Origin of the sequence: Streptomyces sp. NPDC015127, assembly GCF_043080095.1 — a bacterium.
GTDB lineage: Bacteria > Actinomycetota > Actinomycetes > Streptomycetales > Streptomycetaceae > Streptomyces.
The window spans coordinates 56848-81427 of sequence record NZ_JBIBVE010000003.1 but is presented as its reverse complement, the minus strand read 5'-3'; the positions used below and the strand labels follow the sequence as shown (position 1 = coordinate 81427).

At 68.6% G+C, this 24580-nt stretch carries 34 protein-coding genes; 2 read left to right on the top strand and 32 right to left on the bottom strand.

Annotated elements, in window-relative coordinates:
* Positions 1–35: 35 nt before the first annotated feature.
* The 32 genes from truA to ACF08N_RS06520 form a co-directional block, all read right to left on the bottom strand.
* Entirely contained in the window at positions 36–893 is an 858-nt protein-coding gene (truA, locus tag ACF08N_RS06675; protein WP_392323489.1) for a tRNA pseudouridine(38-40) synthase TruA, read from the bottom strand.
* Positions 894–976: 83 nt separating this feature from the next.
* Positions 977–1462 carry a 50S ribosomal protein L17 gene (gene rplQ / locus ACF08N_RS06670; protein WP_392323488.1) on the bottom strand — a complete coding sequence of 162 codons (486 nt, stop codon included), beginning with the start codon at positions 1460–1462 and terminating at the stop codon, positions 977–979.
* 107 nt (positions 1463–1569) lie between these two features.
* Positions 1570–2592, bottom strand: coding sequence for a DNA-directed RNA polymerase subunit alpha (locus ACF08N_RS06665; protein WP_003956430.1), 1023 nt, complete (start codon positions 2590–2592; stop codon positions 1570–1572).
* Positions 2593–2715: 123 nt separating this feature from the next.
* A complete protein-coding gene (gene rpsK / locus ACF08N_RS06660; protein WP_003948617.1) occupies positions 2716–3120 on the bottom strand; it encodes a 30S ribosomal protein S11 in 405 nt (134 codons plus the stop codon).
* Between the two features lie 64 nt (positions 3121–3184).
* Entirely contained in the window at positions 3185–3565 is a 381-nt protein-coding gene (gene rpsM / locus ACF08N_RS06655) for a 30S ribosomal protein S13 (protein ID WP_177148628.1), read from the bottom strand.
* Between the two features lie 190 nt (positions 3566–3755).
* Positions 3756–3869 (bottom strand): 50S ribosomal protein L36, encoded by a 114-nt coding sequence (gene rpmJ / locus ACF08N_RS06650; protein WP_003956441.1) that lies wholly within the window; start codon positions 3867–3869, stop codon positions 3756–3758.
* Positions 3870–3927: 58 nt separating this feature from the next.
* Entirely contained in the window at positions 3928–4149 is a 222-nt protein-coding gene (gene infA / locus ACF08N_RS06645; RefSeq protein WP_003956442.1) for a translation initiation factor IF-1, read from the bottom strand.
* Between the two features lie 170 nt (positions 4150–4319).
* Positions 4320–5156: a type I methionyl aminopeptidase gene (map, locus tag ACF08N_RS06640; protein WP_392323487.1), complete on the bottom strand. Its 837-nt coding sequence runs from the start codon at positions 5154–5156 to the stop codon at positions 4320–4322.
* Positions 5157–5254: 98 nt separating this feature from the next.
* Positions 5255–5920, bottom strand: a complete 666-nt coding sequence (locus ACF08N_RS06635) for an adenylate kinase (RefSeq protein WP_392323486.1) — start codon at positions 5918–5920, stop codon at positions 5255–5257.
* The gene (secY, locus tag ACF08N_RS06630) at positions 5920–7239 is read right to left on the bottom strand and encodes a preprotein translocase subunit SecY (protein WP_392323485.1); all 1320 of its coding nucleotides are present in this window, start codon (positions 7237–7239) and stop codon (positions 5920–5922) included. The genes ACF08N_RS06635 and secY overlap by 1 nt, the downstream gene beginning before the upstream one ends.
* Positions 7240–7452: 213 nt before the next feature.
* Positions 7453–7908: a 50S ribosomal protein L15 gene (gene rplO / locus ACF08N_RS06625; protein ID WP_177148624.1), complete on the bottom strand. Its 456-nt coding sequence runs from the start codon at positions 7906–7908 to the stop codon at positions 7453–7455.
* A 1-nt stretch (position 7909) separates the two neighbouring features.
* Positions 7910–8092: a 50S ribosomal protein L30 gene (gene rpmD / locus ACF08N_RS06620; protein WP_392323484.1), complete on the bottom strand. Its 183-nt coding sequence runs from the start codon at positions 8090–8092 to the stop codon at positions 7910–7912.
* Positions 8092–8697, bottom strand: coding sequence for a 30S ribosomal protein S5 (gene rpsE, locus ACF08N_RS06615; RefSeq protein WP_005313527.1), 606 nt, complete (start codon positions 8695–8697; stop codon positions 8092–8094). The genes rpmD and rpsE overlap by 1 nt, the downstream gene beginning before the upstream one ends.
* Before the next feature lie 39 nt (positions 8698–8736).
* Entirely contained in the window at positions 8737–9120 is a 384-nt protein-coding gene (gene rplR / locus ACF08N_RS06610) for a 50S ribosomal protein L18 (protein ID WP_177148623.1), read from the bottom strand.
* Between the two features lie 3 nt (positions 9121–9123).
* A complete protein-coding gene (gene rplF / locus ACF08N_RS06605; protein WP_018847495.1) occupies positions 9124–9663 on the bottom strand; it encodes a 50S ribosomal protein L6 in 540 nt (179 codons plus the stop codon).
* Between the two features lie 21 nt (positions 9664–9684).
* Positions 9685–10083: a 30S ribosomal protein S8 gene (gene rpsH, locus ACF08N_RS06600; RefSeq protein WP_018847496.1), complete on the bottom strand. Its 399-nt coding sequence runs from the start codon at positions 10081–10083 to the stop codon at positions 9685–9687.
* A 209-nt stretch (positions 10084–10292) separates the two neighbouring features.
* Positions 10293–10478, bottom strand: a complete 186-nt coding sequence (locus tag ACF08N_RS06595) for a type Z 30S ribosomal protein S14 (RefSeq protein ID WP_003956452.1) — start codon at positions 10476–10478, stop codon at positions 10293–10295.
* A gap of 5 nt (positions 10479–10483) precedes the next feature.
* On the bottom strand, positions 10484–11041 hold the full coding sequence (gene rplE / locus ACF08N_RS06590; protein WP_392323483.1) for a 50S ribosomal protein L5: 558 nt from the start codon (positions 11039–11041) through the stop codon (positions 10484–10486).
* Positions 11041–11364 carry a 50S ribosomal protein L24 gene (gene rplX, locus ACF08N_RS06585; RefSeq protein ID WP_005313570.1) on the bottom strand — a complete coding sequence of 108 codons (324 nt, stop codon included), beginning with the start codon at positions 11362–11364 and terminating at the stop codon, positions 11041–11043. The genes rplE and rplX overlap by 1 nt, the downstream gene beginning before the upstream one ends.
* Before the next feature lie 2 nt (positions 11365–11366).
* Positions 11367–11735 carry a 50S ribosomal protein L14 gene (gene rplN, locus ACF08N_RS06580; RefSeq protein WP_003956455.1) on the bottom strand — a complete coding sequence of 123 codons (369 nt, stop codon included), beginning with the start codon at positions 11733–11735 and terminating at the stop codon, positions 11367–11369.
* A gap of 101 nt (positions 11736–11836) precedes the next feature.
* Complete coding sequence (gene rpsQ / locus ACF08N_RS06575) at positions 11837–12121, bottom strand: 30S ribosomal protein S17 (RefSeq protein WP_039656223.1); 285 nt, start codon at positions 12119–12121, stop codon at positions 11837–11839.
* Positions 12121–12345 (bottom strand): 50S ribosomal protein L29, encoded by a 225-nt coding sequence (gene rpmC, locus ACF08N_RS06570; protein WP_010036720.1) that lies wholly within the window; start codon positions 12343–12345, stop codon positions 12121–12123. Before rpmC ends, rpsQ begins: the two co-directional genes overlap by 1 nt.
* Positions 12345–12764, bottom strand: coding sequence for a 50S ribosomal protein L16 (gene rplP, locus ACF08N_RS06565; RefSeq protein ID WP_073753483.1), 420 nt, complete (start codon positions 12762–12764; stop codon positions 12345–12347). Before rplP ends, rpmC begins: the two co-directional genes overlap by 1 nt.
* A 5-nt stretch (positions 12765–12769) precedes the next feature.
* Entirely contained in the window at positions 12770–13597 is an 828-nt protein-coding gene (gene rpsC, locus ACF08N_RS06560) for a 30S ribosomal protein S3 (RefSeq protein WP_177148620.1), read from the bottom strand.
* Positions 13597–13944, bottom strand: a complete 348-nt coding sequence (gene rplV, locus ACF08N_RS06555; RefSeq protein ID WP_009327087.1) for a 50S ribosomal protein L22 — start codon at positions 13942–13944, stop codon at positions 13597–13599. Before rplV ends, rpsC begins: the two co-directional genes overlap by 1 nt.
* Before the next feature lie 43 nt (positions 13945–13987).
* Entirely contained in the window at positions 13988–14269 is a 282-nt protein-coding gene (gene rpsS / locus ACF08N_RS06550; RefSeq protein WP_215183662.1) for a 30S ribosomal protein S19, read from the bottom strand.
* A gap of 12 nt (positions 14270–14281) precedes the next feature.
* Positions 14282–15118 carry a 50S ribosomal protein L2 gene (gene rplB, locus ACF08N_RS06545; protein ID WP_177148618.1) on the bottom strand — a complete coding sequence of 279 codons (837 nt, stop codon included), beginning with the start codon at positions 15116–15118 and terminating at the stop codon, positions 14282–14284.
* Positions 15119–15157: 39 nt separating this feature from the next.
* Entirely contained in the window at positions 15158–15481 is a 324-nt protein-coding gene (gene rplW, locus ACF08N_RS06540; RefSeq protein WP_215183665.1) for a 50S ribosomal protein L23, read from the bottom strand.
* Positions 15481–16134 carry a 50S ribosomal protein L4 gene (rplD, locus tag ACF08N_RS06535; protein ID WP_392323482.1) on the bottom strand — a complete coding sequence of 218 codons (654 nt, stop codon included), beginning with the start codon at positions 16132–16134 and terminating at the stop codon, positions 15481–15483. Before rplD ends, rplW begins: the two co-directional genes overlap by 1 nt.
* Before the next feature lie 5 nt (positions 16135–16139).
* The gene (rplC, locus tag ACF08N_RS06530) at positions 16140–16784 is read right to left on the bottom strand and encodes a 50S ribosomal protein L3 (RefSeq protein ID WP_005313592.1); all 645 of its coding nucleotides are present in this window, start codon (positions 16782–16784) and stop codon (positions 16140–16142) included.
* Positions 16785–16798: 14 nt separating this feature from the next.
* Positions 16799–17107: a 30S ribosomal protein S10 gene (rpsJ, locus tag ACF08N_RS06525; RefSeq protein ID WP_003948644.1), complete on the bottom strand. Its 309-nt coding sequence runs from the start codon at positions 17105–17107 to the stop codon at positions 16799–16801.
* A gap of 815 nt (positions 17108–17922) precedes the next feature.
* Positions 17923–19683, bottom strand: a complete 1761-nt coding sequence (locus ACF08N_RS06520) for a carbamoyltransferase (RefSeq protein WP_392323481.1) — start codon at positions 19681–19683, stop codon at positions 17923–17925.
* Between the two features lie 227 nt (positions 19684–19910).
* Between ACF08N_RS06520 and ACF08N_RS06515 the strand changes: the two genes are divergently transcribed.
* Both ACF08N_RS06515 and ACF08N_RS06510 read left to right on the top strand, forming a co-directional pair.
* Positions 19911–21581, top strand: coding sequence for an RNA ligase family protein (locus ACF08N_RS06515; protein ID WP_392323480.1), 1671 nt, complete (start codon positions 19911–19913; stop codon positions 21579–21581).
* Positions 21582–21583: 2 nt separating this feature from the next.
* Positions 21584–24565, top strand: coding sequence for a poly(A) polymerase (locus ACF08N_RS06510; RefSeq protein ID WP_392323479.1), 2982 nt, complete (start codon positions 21584–21586; stop codon positions 24563–24565).
* Positions 24566–24580 lie beyond the last annotated feature (15 nt).

Sequence of the window (24580 nt, the reverse complement as noted above, 5' to 3'; positions counted from 1 at the left end):
CCCGCCCCCTTCAAAAAACTCCGAATCAGGTCGGATCAGCAGCAGCCCGCCGCGCCCGGCAGCGACCGCCTGTTGCGTGCCTCCCGGTTACGGGCGGCCAGCAACCCGTCGGCCGGGTAGCCGACTTCCTCCAGCGTCAGCCCGTGCGGCCGTACGACGTGCACCGCCGAGTCCCGCACGCCCGCCGCCAGCACCTTCGCCGGCCACTCCACCGGCCGGTGCCCGTCGCCCACGAACAGCAGCGCGCCGACCAGCGAACGCACCATGTTGTGGCAGAAGGCGTCGGCCTTCACGGTCGCCGTGATGATCCCGGAGGCGTCCCGCTCCCACGACAGCTGCTGGAGCGTGCGGATGGTCGTGGCGCCGTCGCGCTTCTTGCAGTACGCCGCGAAGTCGTGTTCCCCCGCGAGCCGTGCGGCGGCGGCGTTCATCGCGTCCACGTCCAACGGCCAGTCGTGCCACAGGACATGACAACGCAGCAGCGGGTCGACGCCGCCGGGGTTGTCGGTCACCCGGTACGCGTAGCGGCGCCATATCGCCGAGAAGCGCGCGTTGAACCCCGCCGGGGCCTCCGCGACGCTCCAGATGCGGACATCGCGCGACAGCCGGCCCGCCAGCCGCTTGAGAAGCTTGTCCCGGTGCTCGGCCCACAGCTCCACGGGCAGATCGACGTGCGCCACCTGTCCGCGCGCGTGCACCCCGGCATCCGTGCGCCCGGCGACCGTCAGCTCGTACGTCACGGACGATCGCGTCACCGTACGGAGCGCGTCCTCGATCTCGCCCTGCACGGTCCGCTGCCCGCGGGCCTGCTTCGCCCAGCCGGAGAAGTCCCTGCCGTCGTACGAAAGATCCAGCCGCACCCGTACGAAGCCGGGCTCCACCTCATCGCTCACACCATCAATCCTCTCAAGCACCGGACACGGAACGGGCCCGCCCCCCCGAGGGGAGCGGGCCCGTGAAGCCGTCAGAACGCGGTTCAGGCGTCCTTCGCCTCGTCGGCCGGAGCCTCGTCGGCCTTGGTCTCCTCGACCTTGGCCTCCTCGGACTCCTTGACCGCACGCTTGGTGGCGGCCTCGGCCTCCGCGACGGTGGCCTTCTTCGCGATCTCACCCTCGACCAGCTCGATCACGGCCATCGGGGCGTTGTCGCCACGACGGTTGCCGATCTTCGTGATGCGGGTGTAGCCGCCCGGACGCTCGGCGTACCGCGGAGCGATCTCGGTGAACAGGGTGTGCACGACGCCCTTGTCCGTGATGGTCTGCAGCACCAGGCGACGGTTGTGGATGTCGCCCTTCTTCGCCTTGGTGATCAGGCGCTCGGCGACCGGACGCAGGCGGCGGGCCTTGGCCTCGGTCGTGGTGATGCGGCCGTGCTCGAACAGCGACTTCGCCAGGTTCGCGAGAAGAAGCTTCTCGTGAGCGGCGCTGCCACCGAAACGGGCTCCCTTGGTGGGACGCGGCATGGGGTTTCTCCTTGTGATCTGCACCGGCCGTGTCAGGTACCGGTGTCAGTTCCCTCCTGGCGGTCGCCGGAGGGTGTGCGGGGAGCCGGGGCTCCCCGCAAGCCTTCTCAGTACTGCTCGGTCTCGACGAACCCGGCGTCCGCGTCGTCGTCGGCGCCGAAGGCGTCGGCGGCGGCGGTCGGGTCGAATCCGGGCGGGCTGTCCTTGAGGGCCAGGCCCATGCCGGCCAGCTTCGCCTTGACCTCGTCGATCGACTTCGCACCGAAGTTGCGGATGTCGAGCAGGTCGGCCTCGGAGCGCGCCACGAGCTCACCCACGGAGTGGATGCCCTCACGCTTGAGGCAGTTGTACGAACGAACGGTGAGCTCGAGCTCCTCGATCGGCAGCGCCAGGTCGGCGGCGAGGGCGGCGTCCGTGGGGGACGGGCCCATGTCGATGCCCTCGGCGTCGATGTTGAGCTCGCGCGCCAGACCGAACAGCTCGACCAGGGTCTTGCCGGCGGACGCCATGGCGTCACGCGGGCGCATGGCCTGCTTGGTCTCGACGTCGACGATCAGCTTGTCGAAGTCGGTGCGCTGCTCGACTCGGGTCGCCTCGACCTTGTAGGTGACCTTGAGCACAGGCGAGTAGATGGAGTCGACCGGGATGCGGCCGATCTCCTGGCCCACCTGCTTGTTCTGCACGGCGGAGACGTAGCCGCGACCGCGCTCGACGGTCAGCTCCATCTCCAGCTTGCCCTTGCCGTTCAGCGTGGCGAGCACCAGGTCGGGGTTGTGCACCTCGACACCGGCCGGCGGGGCGATGTCAGCAGCGGTGACCAGGCCGGGGCCCTGCTTGCGCAGGTACATCACGACCGGCTCGTCGTGCTCCGAGGAGACGACCAGCTGCTTGATGTTGAGGATGAGGTCGGTGACGTCCTCCTTGACGCCCGGCACGGTGGTGAACTCGTGCAGGACACCGTCGATGCGGATGGACGTGACGGCCGCACCCGGGATCGAGGAGAGGAGCGTACGGCGGAGGCTGTTGCCGAGCGTGTAGCCGAAGCCCGGCTCCAGCGGCTCGATGACGAACCGCGAGCGGTACTCGTCGACAACCTCTTCGGTCAGCGAGGGGCGCTGAGCGATCAGCATGGTGAGATTCCTTCAGTCGTGGACGCCCGCTATTTGACGTCCTCTGATACAGGGTACGGGCGGTACGCCCCAAAAGGCCGTACCGCCCGGAACACCCTGGTCAAGCAGCCCAGCGGCCGCGCGTCAGACGCGGCGACGCTTCGGCGGACGGCAGCCGTTGTGCGGCGTGGGGGTGACGTCCTGGATCGAGCCGACCTCGAGGCCGGTGGCCTGGAGGGAGCGGATCGCGGTCTCACGGCCGGAGCCGGGACCCTTGACGAAGACGTCGACCTTGCGCATGCCGTGCTCCTGCGCGCGGCGGGCGGCCGACTCGGCGGCCATCTGCGCGGCGAAGGGGGTGGACTTGCGCGAGCCCTTGAAGCCGACGTGGCCGGCGGAGGCCCAGGAGATCACGTTGCCGGTCGGGTCCGTGATGGACACGATCGTGTTGTTGAACGTGCTCTTGATGTGCGCGTGGCCGTGAGCGACGTTCTTCTTTTCCTTGCGGCGCACCTTCTTGGCAGCGCCCTGACGACCCTTGGGGGGCATCTATAACTCCTACGGGAGGTGGTCGGTCCTACAGCGAAGACCGTGGACAGTCGTCCGCTGCGGACTACTTCTTGCCCGGCTTCTTCTTACCGGCGATGGCGCGACGCGGGCCCTTGCGGGTGCGCGCGTTCGTGCTGGTGCGCTGGCCGTGGACCGGCAGGCCGCGACGGTGGCGCAGACCCTGGTAGCAGCCGATCTCGACCTTGCGGCGGATGTTCGCCTGGATGTCGCGGCGGAGGTCACCTTCGGTCTGGAAGTTGACGTCCACGTACTCGCGAATCTTGACGAGGTCCTCTTCGGCCAGGTCACGAACGCGGATGTTGGGGTCGACACCGGTGGCGGCGAGGGTCTCCTTGGACCGGGTGCGCCCGATGCCGAAGACGTAGGTGAGGGCGACCTCAATACGCTTGTCGCGCGGGAGGTCAACGCCTTCAAGGCGTGCCATTCATGGCTCCTGTTGTAGTCGGAGGTCTTCCGCAAAGCCGTTCCGTGGTCGCCGACCCGTCGAAGCGGGTGGTACGCCCAGGTCTCCGGCCTCCACCGGAGGTGTCGCCAGCCGTAGCCAGGCGGGCCCTGCGTATGTACATGTTTTTACGTGCGTCGCGCGAAGAACTGCGAGTGCAGGTGGTCGTGCGTCAGCCCTGGCGCTGCTTGTGGCGCAGGTTGTCGCAGATGACCATGACCCGGCCGTGACGGCGGATCACCTTGCACTTGTCGCAGATCTTCTTGACGCTCGGCTTGACCTTCATGGGATGTGAGGTTCTCCGGGTCAGTGCCGACACCCCGCGGAAGGGGGCGCGACAAGATCTACTTGTAGCGGTAGACGATCCGCCCACGCGTCAGGTCGTACGGAGAGAGCTCCACCACGACCCGGTCGTCCGGGAGGATTCGGATGTAGTGCATCCGCATCTTGCCGGAGATGTGCGCGAGGACCTTGTGACCGTTCTGGAGCTCCACCTTGAACATGGCGTTCGGGAGGGACTCGATCACGGTGCCCTCGATTTCGATGGCACCTTGCTTCTTGGCCACGCTTCGCCTTTCGAATCGGCTACCTTGATCGACTCTCCTCCCCGAGTGCGGACACACGGGTACACGAGAGCCGACGCATCAGTCTACGTCAGGGCCTTCGAAAAGACGAATCCGGCAAGTTTGCCCACCGTAGAAGATCGTTACGCTCCGGGCGGGGAGCGGTCCGGCCGTCAGGCCAGGGGGTCCGGCGCCGCCGTGATGCCCAGCTCGGCCAGCTTCGCCTTGCCGCCGTCGGGGGCCGTCAGCACCAGCGGGCCCTCCTCCGTGAGCGCCACGGAGTGCTCCCAGTGCGAGGACCAGGTGCCGTCGGTCGTGACGACCGTCCAGTCGTCCTCGAGCACGTCGGTCAGCGGTGTGCCGAGCGAGACCATCGGCTCGATCGCGAGGCAGAAGCCGGGCACCAGCTTGGGCCCGCGGCCGCGCTTGCGGGAGACGTAGTTCAGCAGGTGCGGGTCCATGTGCATCTCGGTGCCGATGCCGTGGCCGCCGTAGTCCTCGATGATCCCGTACTTGCCGGTCGCAGGACGCGGCTGGCGGCGGATGTACGTCTCGATGGCGCGGGAGATGTCGACGAGCCGGTTGCCGTTCTTCATCGCGGCGATGCCGGCCCACATCGACTCCTCGGTCACCCGGGACAGCTCGATGAGCTCCGGTGCGTGACCGCTGCCCACGAACGCCGTGTACGCGGCGTCGCCGTGCCAGCCGTCGATGATCGCGCCGCAGTCGATGGAGATGATGTCGCCGTCCTTCAGGACGGTCTTCTCGTCGGGGATGCCGTGGACGACGACCTCGTTGACCGACGTGCAGATCGTCGCGGGGAAGCCGCCGTACCCGAGGAAGTTCGACTTGGCGTCGTGGTCGGCGATCACCTTGCGCGCGACCTCGTCCAGGTCACGGGTCGTGGCGCCCGGCACCGCGGCCTCGCGCGTCGCCGCGTGGATGGCGGCGACGACCAGTCCCGCCTCGCGCATCTTCGCGATCTGCTCGGGGGTCTTGATCTGCACCATTGCGGCGGGCGCCTTTCTCGGCAGGGAAAACGGGGGCTTATCAACAATACGGCCGCGGCGTCCGTCGGACACCGCGGCCGTACTCGAGACTGTCCGGATCAGGCCTGTGCGGCCTTGTCCGTCTGCAGGGCCTCCATCGCCCGGGCGGTCACGTCGCCGACCTTGCCCAGCGCGGAGATGGTGACCACCAGGCCCTGGGCCTTGTAGTAGTCGATGATCGGCTCGGTCTGCGTGTGGTAGACCTCGAGCCGCTTGCGCACCGTCTCCTCGGAGTCGTCGTCGCGCTGGTACAGCTCGCCGCCGCACTCGTCGCAGACGCCCTCGGCCTTCGGCGGGGTGTACGTGACGTGGAAGACGTGCGCGCTGTTGTTGCGGCACACGCGGCGGCCCGCGATGCGCTTGACGACCTCGTCCTCGGGGACCTCCAGGTCGAGGACGGCGTCCAGCGTGACGCCCTCGCCCCGCAGCATCTCGTCCAGCGCCTCGGCCTGGCCCACGTTGCGCGGGAAACCGTCCAGCAGGAAGCCGTTCACGGCGTCGGACTGGGCCATGCGGTCCTTGGCCATGCCGATGGTCACCTCGTCCGGAACCAGGTTGCCGGCGTCCATGTACGCCTTGGCCTGCTTGCCCAGCTCCGTGCCCTGCGAGATGTTGGCGCGGAAGAGGTCGCCCGTGGAGATGTGCGGGATCGACAGGTTCTTGGCAAGGTACGCGGCCTGCGTTCCCTTCCCGGCACCGGGCGGTCCGACAAGGACGATTCGCATCAGCGGAGGAACCCTTCGTAATTGCGCTGCTGGAGCTGGCTCTCGATCTGCTTCACGGTCTCCAGACCCACACCCACGATGATGAGGATGCTCGTCCCGCCGAACGGGAAGTTCTGGTTCGCGCCTCCGAAGCCTGCCAACGCCATCGTCGGGACAAGAGCAATCAGACCCAGGTACAGCGAGCCCGGCCAAGTGATCCTGTTGAGCACGTAGCTCAGGTACTCGGCAGTAGGACGACCAGCCCGGATACCCGGGATGAAGCCACCATACTTCTTCATGTTGTCCGCGACTTCCTCGGGGTTGAACGAGATCGCCACATAGAAGAAGGCGAAGAACACGATCAGGAGGAAGTACGTAGCGATGTAGTAGGGGTGGTCACCCTTGACGAAGTGGGCTTCGATCCAGGTTTTCCAGCCCGCGTCGGAGTTCGAGAACTGCGCGACGAGCGCGGGGATGTACAGCAGCGACGACGCGAAGATGACAGGAATCACACCTGCCTGGTTCACCTTGAGCGGGATGTATGTGGACGTACCGCCGTACGACCTGCGGCCGATCATGCGCTTCGCGTACTGCACCGGGATGCGGCGCTGGGCCTGCTCGACGAAGACGACGAGGCCGACCATCACGAAGCCGATCAGGATGACCGTGCCGAACTCGATCCAGCCGCCCGCGAGCTTGCCGCTCTCCTTGATGGCCCACAGGGCGCCCGGGAAGCCGGCGGCGATCGAGATGAACATCAGGATCGACATGCCGTTGCCGATGCCGCGGTCGGTGATGAGCTCACCGAGCCACATGACGGCGGCGGTGCCCGCGGTCATCGTGACGACCATGACGACGGTGGTGAAGATCGACTGGTCGGGCACGATCTGGTCGGCCACCGTGCAGCCGCTGAACAGCGCACCGCTGCGGGCGGTCGCCACCAGGCCGGTGCCCTGGAGCACGGCGAGCGCGACGGTCAGGTACCGCGTGTACTGCGTGATCTTCGCCGTGCCGGACTGCCCCTCCTTCTTGAGGGCTTCCAGCCGTGGGATGACCACGGTCAGCAGCTGAAGGATGATGCTCGCCGTGATGTACGGCATGATGCCCAGCGCAAAAATGGTGATCTGCAGCAGCGCTCCGCCGCTGAACATGTTCACCAGCCCGAACAGGCTGTTGTTGCCCTTCTGGGCCGCATCCACACAGATCTGAACGTTCTGATAATCCACACCCGGGACCGGAATGTGCGACCCGAGGCGGTACAGCACGATGATGGCCAGTGTGAACAGCAGCTTCTTGCGCAGGTCGGGCGTCTTGAACGCCCGGGCGAACGCGGTGAGCACGGTGCCTCCTGCGACCCCCGCGCTTCTGCGTCAGAGGTGACGGTCTTGAGGATCGACGAATACGTATCCGCACGGTTTGCCGGGTAGGCACACCGGGCTGAAGTTAACAGTGCACGCCACCTTACCGGCGACCATGCCCCCCTAGGAACGACCAACCGGGGATGCCCCTTTTGGGAGGCATCCCCGGCTGGATGTTCAGGCCATCGAGTCGTCTCAGACGAGCTCGGTGACGGTGCCGCCGGCGGCGGCGATCTTCTCCTTGGCGGAGCCGGAGACGGCGTCGACCGTCACCTGCAGCGCCACGGAGATCTCGCCCTGGCCCAGGACCTTGACGAGGCTGTTCTTGCGCACGGCACCCTTGTCGACCAGGTCGGCGACGGTGACCTCGCCACCCTGCGGGTACAGGGCGGCCAGCTTGTCCAGGTTCACGACCTGGTACTCGGTGCGGAACGGGTTCTTGAAGCCCTTGAGCTTCGGCAGCCGCATGTGGAGGGGCATCTGCCCACCCTCGAAGCGCTGCGGAACCTGGTAACGGGCCTTGGTGCCCTTGGTACCACGACCGGCCGTCTTACCCTTCGACGCCTCACCACGACCGACACGGGTCTTCGCGGTCTTGGCGCCGGGGGCGGGACGGAGGTTGTGGACCTTCAGCGGGTTCTGCTCCGCCATGTCAGTCGACCTCCTCGACCGTCACGAGGTGGCGGACGGTCTGCACCATGCCGCGGAACTCGGGACGATCCTCCTTGACGACCACGTCGTTGACCCGCTTGAGGCCAAGCGAACGCAGGGTGTCACGGTGGTTCTGCTTGCTGCCGATGTACGACTTCGTCTGCGTGATCTTGAGGCGAGCCATTACGCACCCGCTCCCGCACGCGCACGCAGCAGAGCCGCGGGGGCGACGTCCTCGAGGGGCAGACCACGGCGAGCCGCGATCTCCTCGGGACGCTGCAGACCCTTGAGGGCCGCCACGGTCGCGTGCACGATGTTGATCGCGTTGTCGGAGCCCAGGGACTTCGACAGGATGTCGTGAACGCCGGCGCACTCGAGCACCGCACGCACCGGGCCACCGGCGATAACACCGGTACCGGGGGAAGCCGGCTTGAGCAGGACGACGCCCGCAGCCTTCTCGCCCTGGATCGGGTGCGGGATGGTGCCCTGGATACGGGGGACCTTGAAGAAGTGCTTCTTGGCCTCCTCAACACCCTTGGCGATGGCGGCCGGCACCTCCTTGGCCTTGCCGTAACCGACACCAACGGTGCCGTCACCGTCGCCCACCACGACCAGCGCGGTGAAGCTGAAGCGACGACCACCCTTCACAACCTTGGCGACGCGGTTGATCGCGACAACGCGCTCAACGTACGCGGTCTTCTCGGCGGCAGCTGCGCCGCCGTCACGGCCCTTCCGGTCCCGCCGCTCGCCGCCACCGGCACCGCTTCCGCGGCGCTGGGGTCCAGCCATTGGAATTACCTCTCTCTTTATCCGCTAGCTACGGCAGGCTCAGAACTTGAGCCCGGCTTCGCGGGCGGCGTCCGCCAGGGCGGCGATGCGCCCGGCGTACTGGTTGCCACCACGGTCGAACACGACAGCCTCGACACCGGCGGCCTTCGCACGCTCGGCGACCAGGGCGCCGACCTGCTTGGCCTGCGCGGACTTGTCGCCCTCGCCACCCCGGATGGAGGTGTCCAGGGTCGACGCCGACGCCAGGGTGTGACCCTTGATGTCGTCGATGACCTGGGCGACCATGTGGCGGTTCGAGCGCGTCACGACCAGGCGCGGACGCTCGGCCGTGCCCGAGACCTTCTTGCGGACGCGGATGTGGCGGCGCTTGATGGCAGCAGCCTTGTAGGCCTTGCCCTTGGCGATCTTCACACCGTATGCCATGGCTTACTTACCCGCCTTTCCGACCTTGCGGCGGATGACCTCGCCCGCGTACTTCACGCCCTTGGCCTTGTACGGGTCGGGCTTGCGCAGCTTGCGGATGTTCGCGGCGACCTCGCCGACCTTCTGCTTGTCGATGCCCTCGACCGAGAACTTGGTCGGCGACTCGACCTTGAAGGAGATGCCGTCAGGCGCCTCCACCAGGATCGGGTGGCTGTAGCCGAGCTGGAACTCCAGGTTGGAGCCCTTCGCGGCAACGCGGTAACCGACACCGCTGATCTCGAGCGCCTTGGTGTATCCCTGGGTCACACCGGTGATCATGTTCGCCACCAGCGTGCGGGACAGGCCGTGGAGGGCCTTGTTCTGACGCTCGTCGTTGGGGCGGGTGACGTTCAGAACGCCGTCCTCACCCTTGACGATCTCGATCGGCGCGGCGACGGTGTGCGTGAGGGTGCCCTTGGAACCCTTCACAGTGACCGTGCGGCCATCGATGGTGACGTCCACACCGGCGGGAACCTGGATGGGGAGCTTGCCGATTCGCGACATGAGCTTTTCCTCCGTTCCCGACTACCAGACGTAGGCGAGGACTTCCCCACCCACGCCCTTCTTCTGCGCCTGCTGGCCGGTCAGGAGACCGTGGGACGTGGAGATGATCGCCACGCCCAGGCCGCCGAGAACCTTCGGCAGGTTGGTGGACTTCGCGTAAACGCGCAGACCCGGCTTGGAGATGCGCTTGATGCCGGCGATCGAACGCTCACGGTTCGGGCCGAACTTCAGCTCCAGGACGAGGTTCTTGCCGACCTCGGCGTCCTCGACCTTCCAGCCGGTGATGAAACCCTCCTGCTGGAGGATCTCCGCGATGTGCGACTTGATCTTGCTGTGCGGCATCGCCACGGAGTCGTGGTATGCCGAGTTCGCGTTCCGCAGACGCGTAAGCATGTCTGCGATCGGATCAGTCATGGTCATGAATTGGCCTTCGGCCTCTCTCGCCGGGGTTTCCTGTATGCGCCATCCCTCTCCCCACACAGGGGCGGGACGGGTGCGGCGCGGGGACCTACGGCGTAGTAAGTCGTACGGGCGGCGGACGCCCAACCCTCCTAGCCTAAGCCATGGAGGGAAGGGCCTCCGCCATACCCAGTGCTTACCGAGAGACTCCGGTCATCCCAACGAGGGGATTACCAGGAGCTCTTGGTCACGCCCGGCAGCTCGCCACGGTGAGCCATCTCACGAAGGCACACGCGGCACAGGCCGAACTTGCGGTACACGGAGTGCGGACGGCCGCAGCGCTGGCAGCGGGTGTACGCGCGCACACCGAACTTCGGCTTACGAGCAGCCTTGGCAATCAGAGCCTTCTTCGCCATCTCGCTCACGCCTCCTTGAACGGGAAGCCGAGGTGACGAAGGAGGGCGCGGCCCTCGTCGTCGTTGGTCGCCGTGGTGACCACGGTGATGTCCATACCCCGGACACGGTCGATCTTGTCCTGGTCGATCTCGTGGAACATGACCTGCTCCGTGAGACCGAAGGTGTAGTTGCCACGGCCGTCGAACTGCTTGGGGGACAGACCACGGAAGTCGCGGATGCGCGGGAGCGCGAGCGACAGGGTGCGGTCCAGGAACTCCCACATGCGGTCGCCACGGAGCGTGACGTGGGCACCGATCGGCTGACCCTCGCGCAGCTTGAACTGCGCGATGGACTTGCGGGCCTTGGTGACGGCCGGCTTCTGACCGGTGATCGTGGTGAGGTCCTTGATGGCACCCTCGATCAGCTTGGAGTCGCGGGCGGCGTCGCCCACACCCATGTTGACCACGATCTTGACGAGGCCGGGAACCTGCATGACGTTCTCGTACGAGAACTCCTCACGCAGCTTGCCCGCGATCTCCTCGCGGTACTTCGTCTTCAGACGCGGAGTGGTGGTGGTAGCCATCAGATGTCCTCACCCGTCCGCTTGGCAACGCGGATCTTGTTGCCCTCGTCGTCGAAGCGGAAACCGACGCGGGTCACGACCTTCTTGCCGTCCTTCTCCACAACGAGCTGAACGTTGCTCACGTGGATGGGGGCCTCGGTGGTGACGATGCCGCCGGTCTGCGAACCACGAGCGGTCTGGCCGGCCTTGGTGTGCTTCTTGACCCGGTTGACACCCTCGACCAGGACGCGGTCCTCGCGGGGGAAGGCCGCGATGACCTTGCCCTGCTTGCCCTTGTCCTTGCCGGTGATGACCTGTACCAGGTCGCCCTTCTTGATCTTCATGCTTACAGCACCTCCGGCGCGAGCGAGATGATCTTCATGAACTTCTTCTCGCGCAGCTCACGGCCCACGGGGCCGAAGATACGGGTGCCGCGAGGGTCGCCGTCGTTCTTCAGAATGACGGCGGCGTTCTCGTCGAAGCGGATGTACGAGCCGTCCTGGCGGCGGCGCTCCTTGACGGTGCGAACGATGACCGCCTTGACGACGTCACCCTTCTTCACGTTGCCACCGGGGATCGCATCCTTGACGGTGGCGACGATGACGTCACCGATGCCCGCGTAGCGGCGACCGGAACCACCGAGAACACGGATGCAAAGGATCTCCTTGGCACCAGTGTTGTCGGCGACACGCAGTCGCGACTCCTGCTGGATCACGTCTATCTCCTGATTGTCTGCCGGTTCCCGGCGGGGGCCTCACAGCGGAGGCCCCCACCGAGCCTGGCGGAACGAACTCGAAGGGTTACCCCTTCAAGCAATTACTTGGCCTTCTCGAGGATCTCGACGACGCGCCAGCGCTTCGTCGCGGACAGCGGCCGGGTCTCCATGAGGAGGACACGGTCGCCGACACCCGCGGCGTTCTGCTCGTCGTGCGCCTTGAGCTTGTTCGTACGGCGGATGACCTTGCCGTACAGCGCGTGCTTCACGCGGTCCTCGACGGCGACGACGACGGTCTTGTCCATCTTGTCGCTGACGACCAGACCCTCACGGGTCTTGCGGAAACCGCGGGCTTCCTTGTTCTCAGTCACGTTGCTCTCGCTCATCAGGCGCTCTCCACCGTCTCGATGCCCAGCTCACGCTCGCGCATCAGGGTGTAGATCCGGGCGATGTCCTTGCGGACGGCCTTCAGCCGGCCGTGGTTCTCGAGCTGACCGGTCGCCGCCTGGAAGCGGAGGTTGAACAGCTCTTCCTTGGCCTCGCGGAGCTTGTTGAGAAGCTCCTCGTTGCCCAGCTCGCGCAGCTCGGACGCCTTGGTACCGGCCGACATCACAGCTCACCTGCCTCGCGCTTGACGATCTTGCACTTCATCGGCAGCTTGTGAGCCGCTCGAGTCAGGGCCTCACGCGCGATCTTCTCGTTCGGGTAGGACAGCTCGAACATCACCCGACCGGGCTTGACGTTCGCGACCCACCACTCCGGGGAACCCTTACCGGAACCCATGCGGGTCTCGGCAGGCTTCTTGGTCAGCGGGCGGTCCGGGTAGATGTTGATCCAGACCTTGCCGCCACGCTTGATGTGGCGGGTCATCGCGATACGAGCCGCCTCGATCTGGCGGTTGGTCACGTACGCCGGAGTGAGGGCCTGGATGCCGTACTCGCCGAACGCAACCTGCGTACCACCCTTGGACATACCGCTGCGCTTCGGGTGGTGCTGCTTGCGGTGCTTGACCCTACGGGGGATCAGCATTTCGGTCAGGCCTCCGTTCCGGTGCTCTCAGCCGGAGCGGCGGCAGCGGCCTCGGCCTTGGGGGCCTCGGCAGCAGCAGCCTGCTGCGGCTTGCGACCGCGACCGCCACGCTCGCCACCGCGGCCACCACGGGCCGGACGGTCGGCACCGCCACGGGCCGGGCGGTTGCCGGCGCGGGCAGCAGCGTTCTCGGCGCGGACCTCGGCGATGTTCTTGACGTCGCCCTTGTAGATCCAGACCTTCACGCCGATGCGGCCGAAGGTGGTCTTGGCCTCGAAGAAGCCGTACTCGACGTTCGCGCGGAGCGTGTGCAGCGGCACACGGCCCTCGCGGTAGAACTCCGAGCGGGACATCTCGGCGCCGCCGAGACGGCCGCCACACTGGATCTTGATGCCCTTGGCGCCCGCCTTCATCGCCGACTGCATGCTCTTACGCATGGCGCGGCGGAAGGAGACGCGGGAGGACAGCTGCTCGGCAACGGCCTGGGCCACGAGCTGAGCGTCGACCTCGGGGTTCTTGACCTCGAGGATGTTCAGCTGGACCTGCTTGCCCGTCAGCTTCTCGAGGTCGCCGCGGATGCGGTCGGCCTCGGCGCCACGGCGGCCGATGACGATGCCGGGACGCGCGGTGTGGATGTCCACCCGCACGCGGTCACGGGTGCGCTCGATCTCAACCTTCGAGATGCCGGCGCGCTCCATGCCGGACGTCATCATCCGACGGATGGCGACGTCTTCCTTGACGTAGTCCTTGTACAGCTTGTCGGCGTACCAGCGGGACTTGAAGTCCGTGGTGATACCGAGCCGGAACCCGTGCGGGTTTACCTTCTGGCCCATTACCGGGTTCCTTCCTTGCTGCTGACGACCACGGTGATGTGGCTGGTCCGCTTACGGATCCGGTAGGCACGGCCCTGAGCACGCGGACGGAACCGCTTCAGGGTCGGGCCCTCGTCCACGTACGCCTCGCTGATGAACAGCGAAGAGGCGTCCGTGTGGTCGTAGTTGTGCGCGGCGTTGGCAATGGCGCTGTCCAGCACCTTGCCGACCGGCACGCTCGCGGCCTGCGGGGCGAAACGCAGGACCGCCTGAGCCTCCGTGGCGTCCATGCCACGGATGAGGTCCACCACGCGGCGGGCCTTCATGGGCGTGACGCGGATGTACCGCGCCTGGGCCCTGGCTTCCATGGTTGTCCCTTCGGTGTAAGTCATTAGTCGTTCCACCCCGCTGCTAGCGGCGCTTCGACTTCCGGTCGTCCTTGACGTGGCCGCGGAAGGTGCGAGTCGGCGAGAACTCGCCGAGCTTGTGGCCGACCATCGACTCGGTGACGAACACCGGGACGTGGGTCTTGCCGTTGTGCACCGCGATCGTGTGGCCCAGCATGGCCGGGACGATCATCGAGCGACGGGACCAGGTCTTGATGACGTTCTTGGAACCGGCTTCGTTCTGTGCGTCCACCTTCTTGATCAGGTGGTCGTCGACGAAGGGCCCCTTCTTGAGACTGCGCGGCATCTAAACCCGCTCCTAGCGCTTCTTGTTCGTCTTGCGGCGGCGGACGATGTACTTGTTGCTCGCCTTCTTGGGAGAACGAGTACGACCCTCCTTCTGACCCCACGGGGAGACCGGGTGGCGACCACCGGAGGTCTTGCCCTCACCACCACCGTGCGGGTGGTCAACCGGGTTCATCGCCACACCGCGAACGGTCGGGCGAACGCCCAGCCAGCGCTTGCGGCCGGCCTTGCCCCAGTTGATGTTCGACTGCTCGGCGTTGCCGACCTCGCCGATGGTGGCGCGGCAGCGGACGTCGACCAGGCGGATCTCGCCGGACGGCATACGCAGGTGGGCCATCTGGCCCTCCTTCGCCAGCAGCTGCACGGAGGCACCCGCGGAGCGGGCGAACTTCGCGCCGCCGCCGGGCCGCAGCTCGATGGCGTGGATGGTCGTACCGACCGGGATGTTGCGCAGCGCCAGGTTGTTGCCGGGCTTGATGTCGGCGGCCGGGCCGTTCTCGACACGGTCGCCCTGGTTCAGGCCACGCGGTGCGATGATGTAGCGCTTCTCGCCGTCTGCGTAGTGCAGGAGCGCGATGCGCGCGGTGCGGTTCGGGTCGTACTCGATGTGAGCGACCTTGGCCGGCACGCCGTCCTTGTCGTGACGACGGAAGTCGATCACGCGGTAGGCGCGCTTGTGGCCACCGCCCTGGTGACGGACGGTCACACGACCGGTGTTGTTACGGCCGCCCTTGCTGTGCAGGGGGCGGACCAGCGACTTCTCCGGCGTGGACCGCGTGATCTCGACGAAGTCGGCGACGCTGGAGCCACGACGGCCCGGAGTCGTCGGCTTGTACTTGCGGATACCCATTTCTCAGTCCTCGTCCGATATCGGACGACTCGACCTCCGTCAGGAGGTCGGGCCGCCGAAGATGTCGATACGGTCGCCCTCAGCAAGGGTCACGATGGCGCGCTTGGTGTTGGCGCGCTTGCCGAAACCGGTGCGGGTGCGCTTGCGCTTGCCCTGACGGTTGATCGTGTTGACCCCGGTGACCTTGACCGAGAAGACCGCCTCGACGGCCTGCTTGATCTGGGTCTTGTTGGCACGCGGGTCGACGATGAACGTGTACTTGTTCTCGTCCAGCAGCGCGTAGCTCTTCTCGGAAACAACCGGCTTGACAAGAATGTCGCGCGGGTCCGAGTAGGTCTTGCTGGTGATAGTGGCCTCGGACATCAGGCCTCGCTCCCTTCGGTGTCGTTGGCGGCCTTGGGGCCGGACACGAAGGACTCGAAGGCGGCCTGGGTGAAGACCACGTCGTCGGAGACGAGCACGTCGTACGTGTTCAGCTGGCCCGGCTCCAGGATGTGGACCTGGGGCAGGTTGCGGGCGGACAGCCACGCGGCCTCGTCGCTGCGCTCGGCGACCAGGAGCAGGTTCTTGCGCTCCGAGATCTTGCCGAACAGCGTCTTGGCGGCCTTGGTGGACACCGCGCCGTCGACCACGTCGGAGACGACGTGGATGCGGGAGTGGCGCGCCCGGTCCGAGAGGGCACCGCGCAGGGCGGCGGCCTTCATCTTCTTCGGGGTCCGCTGCGAGTAGTCACGCGGCACGGGGCCGTGGACGACGCCACCGCCGGCGAACTGCGGCGCACGGGTCGAACCCTGGCGGGCGCGGCCGGTGCCCTTCTGGCGGTACGGCTTCTTGCCACCACCGCGGACCTCGCCACGCGTCTTGACCTTGTGCGTGCCCTGACGGGCAGCGGCCAGCTGCGCGACGACGACCTGGTGGATCAGCGGGACGCTGACCTTGGCGTCGAAGATCTCGGCCGGGAGCTCAACGGTCCCGGACTTGTCGCCGGCGGGCGACAGAATGTCAATGGTGCTCATAGTCCTCAGGCCCCCTTGGCCGCAGTGCGGACCAGGACCAGGCCGCCGTTCGGACCGGGAACTGCGCCCTTGATGAGCAGCAGACCCTTCTCCGCGTCAACGGCGTGAACGGTCAGGTTCTGGGTGGTGACCCGCTCGTTGCCCATGCGGCCCGCCATGCGGAGGCCCTTGAACACACGGCCCGGGGTGGCACAGCCACCGATGGAGCCGGGAGAGCGGTGCTTGCGCTGGGTGCCGTGACCGGCGCCGAGGCCCTTGAAGTTGTGACGCTTCATGACACCGGCGAAGCCCTTGCCCTTGCTCTTGCCCGTGACGTCGACCTTGACGCCGGACTCGAACACCTCGGCAGTGATCTCCTGGCCCAGCGTGTACTCGCTGGCGTCAGGGGTGCGGAGCTCCACCAGGTGGCGGCGGGGGGTCACGTCGGCCTTGGCGAAGTGGCCCTTGAGGGGCTTGTTCACCTTGCGAGGGTCGATCTCGCCGAAGGCGATCTGGACCGACTCGTAGCCGTCGATGTCGTTCGTACGGACCTGGGTAACGACGCAGGGCCCGGCCTTGACAACGGTCACCGGGACGACACGGTTGTTCTCGTCCCAGACCTGGGTCATGCCGAGCTTCTCGCCCAGGACGCCCTTGATCTGCTTAGCCATCTCTTCCGCGCCTCTCAGAGCTTGATCTCGATGTCAACGCCGGCCGGAAGGTCCAGGCGCATCAGCGAGTCAACGGTCTTGGGCGTCGGGTCGAGGATGTCGATCAGGCGCTTGTGCGTGCGCATCTCGAAGTGCTCGCGCGAGTCCTTGTACTTGTGCGGCGACTTGATGACGCAGTACACGTTCTTCTCAGTGGGCAGCGGCACCGGGCCCGCGACCGACGCACCAGTGCGGGTCACCGTCTCGACGATCTTCTTCGCCGAGGAGTCGATGACCTCGTGGTCGTAGGCCTTGAGCCGGATGCGGATCTTCTGTCCCGCCATGGCTACTCAGTAGTCCTTTGTCTAGTGAAACGCTCTGGAACTCGGTGAGTCCTGCTCTCTTCTCCGACCCCCGCGGTCGGGCGTGTCGCACTCCCTCTACGAAGATCTCCCGAAGGATTTCCCAACCAAGGGGGTGCGGTCCCGAGGACCGCGGACCGGGGGAAGAGCTCCCACCGAGTGCCTGGCCGGTACCCCGCTGACACTTCCCGGAAGATTCCCGTACGTCCGACCCGCGTGGGATCGACGAGTACTGTGGGACTCGCTTCCGGTCCTCCCGGCGGGAGGCGCGCAGCATCGGCACTCAACCGAGCAACCCGGACAGTCTGCCACACGCTCCGGGCTCGTGGCCAATCGAGCCGAAGAGATTACCCCGCGGGGGTTGCGTGTCAAACCGCGGCACGCTGTTCGCCCCGCGGAGCGGTTGCCTCCGGGGCCCTGCCGGGCCTGTCGCATCCCGCTCCGGTCATCCCGATTCCGGGGTACGCGCGCGCGGAGCCACCCAGAAGACGAGCCCGAGCGCCAGGGCCGGCGCGGTCGGCAGCGCCGGCACCACCGCGACTGTGCTACCGACTCGTGCAGCAGCCAGGCCCCGGTCGGCCCGCCCGCGAGCATCGTGCCACCGAGGCCAGGCGACCCTCGGTCCGCGCACCGGTGGAGCGAAGGTCGGCACCGTCAGGCTCGCGGTGAGGGCCGGCCCGGCCCTGGGTTTCACACCGGGACGATACGGTCGCCCCGCGCGGAAACCCGGCACCTCCGGTACGCCCTCTCGCGGTGGAAGCGGAGGGCGCACCGACATCGTCTCGGCGGTCGGTTCCTCAGGGCCGTTCGACCAGGAACTCGTTCATGACCAGAACGTCCATGTTCGTCCGCAGGAAGCAGTCGAGTGCCTCCTGCGGCCTGCACACGATCGGCTCGTTCTCGTTGAAGGACGTGTTGAGCACCATCGGCACGCCCGTCAGGTCCCGGTACGCCGTGATCAGCTCGTGGTACAGCGGATTCTCGCTCGCATCGACCGTTTGCAGGCGTCCGGTTCCGTCGACGTGCGTGACCGCCGGGATCTGCGCGCGCTTTTCCTCGCGGATCGTGAACACCTTGCTCATGTAGGGCACGTCGTCGTCCGTCTCGAACCATTCGCCCACGTCGGCCCGGAGGATGGACGGAGCGAAGGGCCGGAATGACTCACGCCGCTTGATCTTCTCGTTGAGGATCTGCTTCATGTCGGCGCGCCGTGGATCGCCCAGGATCGATCGATTGCCGAGCGCGCGCGGCCCCCACTCCATGCGCCCCTGGAACCACCCGACGACACGTCCGGCCGCAAGCGCGTCCGCCACCCGCCGGCACAGCTCAGCCGTGTTCGCTGTCCGCACGACGCTCGCGCCGCCGAGCGCGGCGGCCTCCGCTTTCAGCAGCGCAGCGATCTCGGCCTGGCCGAACGACGGCCCCAGATAGGCACTCGCCCCGATCGTCGCCCGCTCCCCGGCATGCAAGCGATGCCAGACGTGGGCTGCGGCGCCGATCGCGCCACCCGCGTCGGGCTGCGAAGGCGGCATGTAGGCCCGCCTGAAGGGCGAGCGTTCGTAGATCTTCCCGTTGGCGACCGAGTTCTGGCCGCATCCCCCCGCGACGACCAGCGCGTCGCACGCATACCGGCGGTGGACCGCGTTGAGGAGGTGGAAGAACGCGTCCTCGTAGACGACCTGGGCGGACCGTGCGATGTCGCGGTGACGCTGGGTGAGATCGTCATGACGCGCGCGCGGTGGGCCGAGCAGATCCACCAGCGCCTCGCTGTACATGCCGTCGGCATGCGGAGTCTGGTTCGCCCACTCGTACGAGGTGCTCTCGCGGTGATGGCGGAAGAAGCCGAGATCGAGGCGGAACGTGCCGTCGTCCTCAAGGAGAACGACCTTGCGCAGGTGATCCACGTACGCGGGCTCGCCGTAGGGCGCGAGGCCCATGACCTTGTACTCGTCGCCGTAGTGGTGGAAGCCCAGGTAATGAGTGATCGTCTGGTAGAAGACTCCGAGCGAGTGCGGGAAATAGACCCGGCCGTCCAGGGACAGGTCGCCCCCGCGCCCGAAGCCCCAGGCCGTGCTCGCGAAGTCGCCGAAGCCGTCCACGGAAACCGCCACGGCCTCGGTGTAGGGCGAGGCGTAGAACGCCGACGCGAGATGCGCGAGATGGTGTTCGACGCGGTGGATCCTGCCTCGGAAGGCGCCACCGTGCCCACCGTCGAGCTCGGCGGCCTGGCGCATCATGCCCTCGACGTCCAGCCACGCGCGCGCATTGCGGAGCCGCTCGACCACGAGGCGCGGCGACGGTCTGTTGGCGAGCGTGTAGGCCACCTTCTTGCGGAAGCTGCTCCTCGGATCACGGTTGATGGCGACGTGATCGACGTCGCCGAGGCCGACGCCGCCTTCACGGAGGCAATAGCGGATCGCCTCGGTCGGCACTCCCGCCCAGTGCTTCTGCCGCCGGAATCGCTCCTCTTCGGCTGCGGCAACGAGCTCCCCGTCGACGAGGATGCAGGCCGACGAGTCGGCGTGATACGCGTTGATTCCCAGCACGATTTCAGCCATCGATCCTCTTCCCACCGTGGAGGGCCCCGGTCACCCTCCGCGACGGGGCGTTGACTCTACGCAGCGCTCCTACAGTAAGGAGGCGCCGGTCGCATCGGCGGGGAGACACACCTGGTGACCATGCACGCGCTCGGCGATACGGTCACCCGCGCGGAAAACCCGTCGAGGCACATCCGCGCGCACACTTAAAGTGACGGCGCAGCGGCTTTCACGGGGGAACGGTGACCATGCGTACGCACTATCCACGGACACGGCATCTGCCCTGGTCGCCCGGGGCGACCGCGGACGACGTACGGGTCACCGGCCTGGACGGGCTGCTCGGCCGCGAGGTCGTCGTCACAGAGAAGCTCGACGGTGAGAACACCACGCTCTACAGCGACGGTCTGCACGCCCGTTCGCTCGACTCGGCGCACCATCCGTCGCGCGCCTGGGTCAAGGCGCTGCACGGCCGGATCGGCCATGCCGTCCCCGAGGGCTGGCGGGTGTGCGGCGAGAACATGTACGCCCGGCACTCGATCGCGTACGACGACCTGGACGGCTACTTCTACGGCTTCTCCGTGTGGGACGCCGACGGGCGCTGCCTCGACTGGGACCGGACCGTTGCGTTCCTGCGGGAGCTCGGCATACCCGTGCCGCGCGTGCTGTGGCGGGGATTCCTCAGCGAAAACGCCGGGAGCGCCGAGAAGACGCTGCGCGCGCTGAAGCTCGACCTCACGCGGCAGGAGGGGTACGTCGTCCGGACCGCCGGGGGGTTCGCGGCCGAGGAGTTCGGGCGGCGCGTGGCCAAGTGGGTGCGGGCCGGGCATGTGCGGACCGATACGCACTGGATGCACGCGGCCGTCGTGGCGAACGGGCTCGGTCCGGACGCGCCGCTGTGGGCGGTCCGTTCGGGTGCGCCGGCCGACGCGGAGGCGCTGGCCGCCGCCGTCGGGGTCGCCGACGGCGACGCGGCGGCCCTCGGCAGGCTGGAGGCAGCGGGGACGCTGGGCGACGCCCGGCTCTCCGGCGTACTGGCCGCACTGCTGCACGGCAGCCGGCGGGCGTGGCTCGCGCCGAAGGTGGCCGCGGCGGGCGGCATGCCGCTCGCCCGGCGCGTCGCGGACCTCGTCGGGCTGGCCCCGGCGCTGCACCGGCCCTACCCGGACGAGGACCGGCGGGCCGGTCTGGTGCGCATGTCGTACGCCGCCGACCTCGGCGTCCTGCACGCCGTGGCGCGCGCGACGGCACCGGACGCCGAGGCGCGCGAGCAGGTGGAGTGGTCGGCCCTGCACGCCGAGGACGCCGCCCCGATGACAGGGCTCGACGAGGTCTTCGCGGACCTGGTGCCGGACGCCGCGGCCCGCTGCCGCGCCGAGGCGCGCGAGGCGTACGCACTCGGGCGGATCGGCACGGCCGAGGAGGCGGTGGCGGCGACGTGGCGGTGGCGTACGGGCGGCTTCCCGAAGCTGGTCCAGACGGTGGGCCCGTCGGGCAGCGGCAAGAGCACGTTCGCACGGGGACTCGCCGGGGTGGACGCGTACGTCTCGCTCGACGACCTGCGCGAGGCCCGCGGTTCACGCGCCGACCAGAAGGCCAACGCGGAGGTGCTGCGCACGGGGCTCGACCGGCTGGACGCCGCCCTGGCCGCGGGAGGCACGGTGGTGTGGGACGCGACGTCGCTCCATCAGCAGCAGCGCTCCCTGGTGCACGCGGTCGCCCGGCGCCGTGACGCGCTGATCACCCACGCCGTCGTCCTGGTCGACGAGGACGAGCTGGTCCGGCGCAACGGCGAACGCGAGCATCCGGTGCCGCCGCAGGTCCTCGCCGCCCAGCTGCACCGCTTCGGCCCGCCGTACCCGGGTCAGGCACACCGCACCTGGTACATCGGGGCGAGCGGGACGATCGAGGAGGAGGTGTAGAGGTGCGTACCAGCGAGGAGATCTACCACCGGGTGCGCTGGGACGCGCGTTTCGACCCGGCCCGCTTCGTGATCGGCGTCCTCCAGCGGGGAGCGTCGCCGAAGCGCCTGCCGCTGCCCGCGTTCGTGCCCGGCGGCGACATCCCCTGGCACCGGGTCCTGTTCTTCGAGGCCGACGGCGAGGTGGTCTGGGACCGGACCTCGGGCGTGGACCGGATCGACGACACGGACGCGGGGCGGGTGCGCGAGGCGCGCCGACTGCGGGCGCCGTTCTTCGCCGCCCGGACGCCGCACGCGTGGGACGGCGCCGACTGGGTGCCGGCGCGCACGCCCAGAGGGGCCGCGCCCGGGGCGTCCCTGCGCGTGCTGACGTGGAACACCCTGTGGGACCGCTACGACGCCGACCGCATCGACACCGCCCTGCGCAGGCCGCTGCTGCTGGCCGCGCTCAGGGACGCCGACGCCGATGTCATCGCGCTGCAGGAGGTCGAGCCCCGGCTGCTGACGATTCTGCTCGCCGAGCCGTGGGTGCGCGCCGCGTACACGCTCGGCACCGATCCGGGCGCGCGGGACGTCGACGAATGCGGTCTGCTCCTGCTGAGCAGGCTGCCCGTACGCGAGGCCGCACACCACGAGCTCGGCGCGCACAAGGCGGTGACCGCGCTCGTCGTGGAGACGGGCGCGGGGCCGGTCACGGTCGCCGCGACGCACCTCAGCAGCGATCACTCGGAGAACGGCGCGGGACGGCGCGATGCCGAACTGGCCGCCGTGGCCGAGGGGTTGGGCGCTCTGGACGGCGATGTCGTCCTGATGGGCGACTTCAACGACGGCACGGAGGCACCGGCGGCGGCCCTCGGCATGCGCGACGCCTGGAGTGAGGTCCACGGCCGGGGCGATACGACCCCGACCTTCGACCCGGGCGTCAATCCGCTGGCCGCGGTGTCCTCGTTGACCGGCCGGGCCTCCCGGCTGGACCGGGTGCTGCTGCGTGCGGAGGGCCTGCGGGTGCGTGAGGCCGTGCTGCACGGCGACGCGCCCACGGCGGAGGGCCTGTACGTCTCGGACCACTACGGGGTGCGGGCCGACCTGGACCTCGACGAAGACGCGGCCGGGGACGCGCCGCCGGACGTGCTCGCGTTGCGACCGACACCCCGCACGGCCGTGGCATGGCTCCCTCCCCAGGAGCTGTGGCCGCCGATCCAGCACATCCGCCGGGAGCACGACCGCCAGATCCGCCGCTGGCCGCCGCACGTCAATGTCCTGTTCGGCTTCCTGCCCGAGTCCGACTTCGAGCGGGCGGCCCCGCTGCTCACCGCGGCCGCGGCGGAGGTCGCTCCGTTCACCGCGCGGCTGGAGGGGGTGCACTGGTTCGGCCACCGGGAGGACGCCACCGTATGGCTCGACCCGGCGGCGGACGACGAGGAGCCGTGGGCCCGGTTGTACGAGGCCCTGGTGGAGCGCTTCCCCCTGTGCGCGGGGCGGCAGGGGCGGGCACAGGGGTTCACTCCTCACCTGTCCCTGGGGCGGACCCGCGATCCGCAGCGCGTGGCCGCGCGGTGCGAGGCCCTGCTCGGCGGCGGCATGACGGCCCGGATCGGCGAGCTGGTACTGCTGTCGCGCCGGGGGGACGAGCCGATGCGCGTCCGGGCGACGGTGGCGCTGGGCACCGGCGAGGTGCGGTGGGTGCCGGACGAGGCACCCGCGCCGGGGATCCCCGGCGCCGAGCGGCACGAAGCGGCCGACGCCGGGCGGCAGGCGACCGACGCGACCGGCAGCGCGCCCCGCTCCCCCGAGGCACGGTCCGCGACCGGCGGCGGTGCGCCGCGGGACACCGGCGCACCACCCGCCGTGCAGCCGCCCGCGGCCGGCGCAGTCCCGGTCGCGGAGGGCCCCGCGGGGCCCCCCGCGGACGCGCCGGCGGACGCGCGCGCCGGGCGCATCGCGGAGCGGGTCGCGGACGCGCTCCGCGACGGCGTCGTCCACGTGGTCGGCTCCCGGCAGATGGGCTGCGCGCTGCCCGGCGCGGACCTGGACCTGGTCGCGGCGCTGCCGGGCGACACCCGACTGGCGGACGTACGCGCCCGGTTGGCGGCGGCGCTGCCCGAGGCGAAGGACGTGCGGGAGGTGGTCGGCGCGCGGGTGCCCGGGCTGCGGCTGGAGGCCGGCGGCCTGACCGTGGACCTGGTCGTGGTACCCACCGGTTCGGCCGACCCCGCCACCGCCGTCGAGCACCGCATGGAACTGGGCGAGGCGGCGGCCGTCGCGCTCAGTGCCGTCAGCGACGCCGAAGCGGTGCTCGCGCTCGTCGGCGACCGTCGGGAGGCGTTCGCCCGGCTGGCCCTGGCGGTCAAGGCATGGGCGAGGGCACGCGGCCTGGACTCGGCACCGTTCGGCGGGCTGCCGGGCCTGGCGTGGTCGCTGCTCGCGGCCCGTACCGTCCGCGAGGCCGGTGACGTGCCGCCCGCCGAGCTGCTGCGGCACTTCTTCGCGACGTGGGCGGCCTGGGACTGGCGTGAACCGGTGGGCGCGCCCGAGGGCGCTGACCTGCCGGTGGTGATCACGACTCCCTCCGAGCCCCTGCGCCCGTGCAGCGACCAGGTCACGCCGGGCATGCGCGACCTGCTCACCCAGGAGCTGTTCCGCGCCTGGGAGTTGCTGGAGCAGGGCTCCGCCGGCCTGCTGTCCCCGCCGCCGCTGCACCGCCGGCACGCGGCCTGGGCGGTCGTGTCCGTACCGCCGGGTCCGGCCGAGGGCCGGGTCCGGGGACGGATGCGCGCGCTGCTCGCCGAGCTCTCCGAGGTGTGCCCCGACGCCCACGCCTGGCCCCGCCCCTTCGGCACGGACCCGGTCCGCCACGCGATCGGCCTGGGCGCGAACCCGCCGGACCGCGCGGTCATCGAACGGATCGCGGACCGGTGGCTGCGGGGGCTCACCGGTGTGACGCTGACGCGCGCCGAGGGCGGGGACGTGCCCACGCTGCGCTGACCGTGGCGGCGAGCG

Excerpts from the sequence above, each read along its gene's own strand:
- rplQ (WP_392323488.1), bottom strand. The coding sequence starts at position 1,462 with ATGCCGCGTCCCACCAAGGGAGCCCGTTTCGGTGGCAGCGCCGCTCAC.
- ACF08N_RS06665 (WP_003956430.1), bottom strand. The coding sequence starts at position 2,592 with ATGCTGATCGCTCAGCGCCCCTCGCTGACCGAAGAGGTTGTCGACGAG.
- rpsK (WP_003948617.1), bottom strand. The coding sequence starts at position 3,120 with ATGCCCCCCAAGGGTCGTCAGGGCGCTGCCAAGAAGGTGCGCCGCAAG.
- rpsM (WP_177148628.1), bottom strand. The coding sequence starts at position 3,565 with ATGGCACGCCTTGAAGGCGTTGACCTCCCGCGCGACAAGCGTATTGAG.
- rpmJ (WP_003956441.1), bottom strand. The coding sequence starts at position 3,869 with ATGAAGGTCAAGCCGAGCGTCAAGAAGATCTGCGACAAGTGCAAGGTG.
- map (WP_392323487.1), bottom strand. The coding sequence starts at position 5,156 with ATGGTGCAGATCAAGACCCCCGAGCAGATCGCGAAGATGCGCGAGGCG.
- ACF08N_RS06635 (WP_392323486.1), bottom strand. The coding sequence starts at position 5,920 with ATGCGAATCGTCCTTGTCGGACCGCCCGGTGCCGGGAAGGGAACGCAG.
- rplO (WP_177148624.1), bottom strand. The coding sequence starts at position 7,908 with ATGGCGGAGCAGAACCCGCTGAAGGTCCACAACCTCCGTCCCGCCCCC.
- rpmD (WP_392323484.1), bottom strand. The coding sequence starts at position 8,092 with ATGGCTCGCCTCAAGATCACGCAGACGAAGTCGTACATCGGCAGCAAG.
- rpsE (WP_005313527.1), bottom strand. The coding sequence starts at position 8,697 with ATGGCTGGACCCCAGCGCCGCGGAAGCGGTGCCGGTGGCGGCGAGCGG.
- rplR (WP_177148623.1), bottom strand. The coding sequence starts at position 9,120 with ATGGCATACGGTGTGAAGATCGCCAAGGGCAAGGCCTACAAGGCTGCT.
- rplF (WP_018847495.1), bottom strand. The coding sequence starts at position 9,663 with ATGTCGCGAATCGGCAAGCTCCCCATCCAGGTTCCCGCCGGTGTGGAC.
- rpsH (WP_018847496.1), bottom strand. The coding sequence starts at position 10,083 with ATGACCATGACTGATCCGATCGCAGACATGCTTACGCGTCTGCGGAAC.
- ACF08N_RS06595 (WP_003956452.1), bottom strand. The coding sequence starts at position 10,478 with ATGGCGAAGAAGGCTCTGATTGCCAAGGCTGCTCGTAAGCCGAAGTTC.
- rplE (WP_392323483.1), bottom strand. The coding sequence starts at position 11,041 with ATGGCTACCACCACCACTCCGCGTCTGAAGACGAAGTACCGCGAGGAG.
- rplX (WP_005313570.1), bottom strand. The coding sequence starts at position 11,364 with ATGAAGATCAAGAAGGGCGACCTGGTACAGGTCATCACCGGCAAGGAC.
- rpsQ (WP_039656223.1), bottom strand. The coding sequence starts at position 12,121 with ATGAGCGAGAGCAACGTGACTGAGAACAAGGAAGCCCGCGGTTTCCGC.
- rpmC (WP_010036720.1), bottom strand. The coding sequence starts at position 12,345 with ATGTCGGCCGGTACCAAGGCGTCCGAGCTGCGCGAGCTGGGCAACGAG.
- rplP (WP_073753483.1), bottom strand. The coding sequence starts at position 12,764 with ATGCTGATCCCCCGTAGGGTCAAGCACCGCAAGCAGCACCACCCGAAG.
- rpsC (WP_177148620.1), bottom strand. The coding sequence starts at position 13,597 with ATGGGCCAGAAGGTAAACCCGCACGGGTTCCGGCTCGGTATCACCACG.
- rplV (WP_009327087.1), bottom strand. The coding sequence starts at position 13,944 with ATGGAAGCCAGGGCCCAGGCGCGGTACATCCGCGTCACGCCCATGAAG.
- rpsS (WP_215183662.1), bottom strand. The coding sequence starts at position 14,269 with ATGCCGCGCAGTCTCAAGAAGGGGCCCTTCGTCGACGACCACCTGATC.
- rplB (WP_177148618.1), bottom strand. The coding sequence starts at position 15,118 with ATGGGTATCCGCAAGTACAAGCCGACGACTCCGGGCCGTCGTGGCTCC.
- rplW (WP_215183665.1), bottom strand. The coding sequence starts at position 15,481 with ATGTCCGAGGCCACTATCACCAGCAAGACCTACTCGGACCCGCGCGAC.
- rplD (WP_392323482.1), bottom strand. The coding sequence starts at position 16,134 with ATGAGCACCATTGACATTCTGTCGCCCGCCGGCGACAAGTCCGGGACC.
- rplC (WP_005313592.1), bottom strand. The coding sequence starts at position 16,784 with ATGGCTAAGCAGATCAAGGGCGTCCTGGGCGAGAAGCTCGGCATGACC.
- rpsJ (WP_003948644.1), bottom strand. The coding sequence starts at position 17,107 with ATGGCGGGACAGAAGATCCGCATCCGGCTCAAGGCCTACGACCACGAG.
- ACF08N_RS06520 (WP_392323481.1), bottom strand. The coding sequence starts at position 19,683 with ATGGCTGAAATCGTGCTGGGAATCAACGCGTATCACGCCGACTCGTCG.
- ACF08N_RS06515 (WP_392323480.1), top strand. The coding sequence starts at position 19,911 with ATGCGTACGCACTATCCACGGACACGGCATCTGCCCTGGTCGCCCGGG.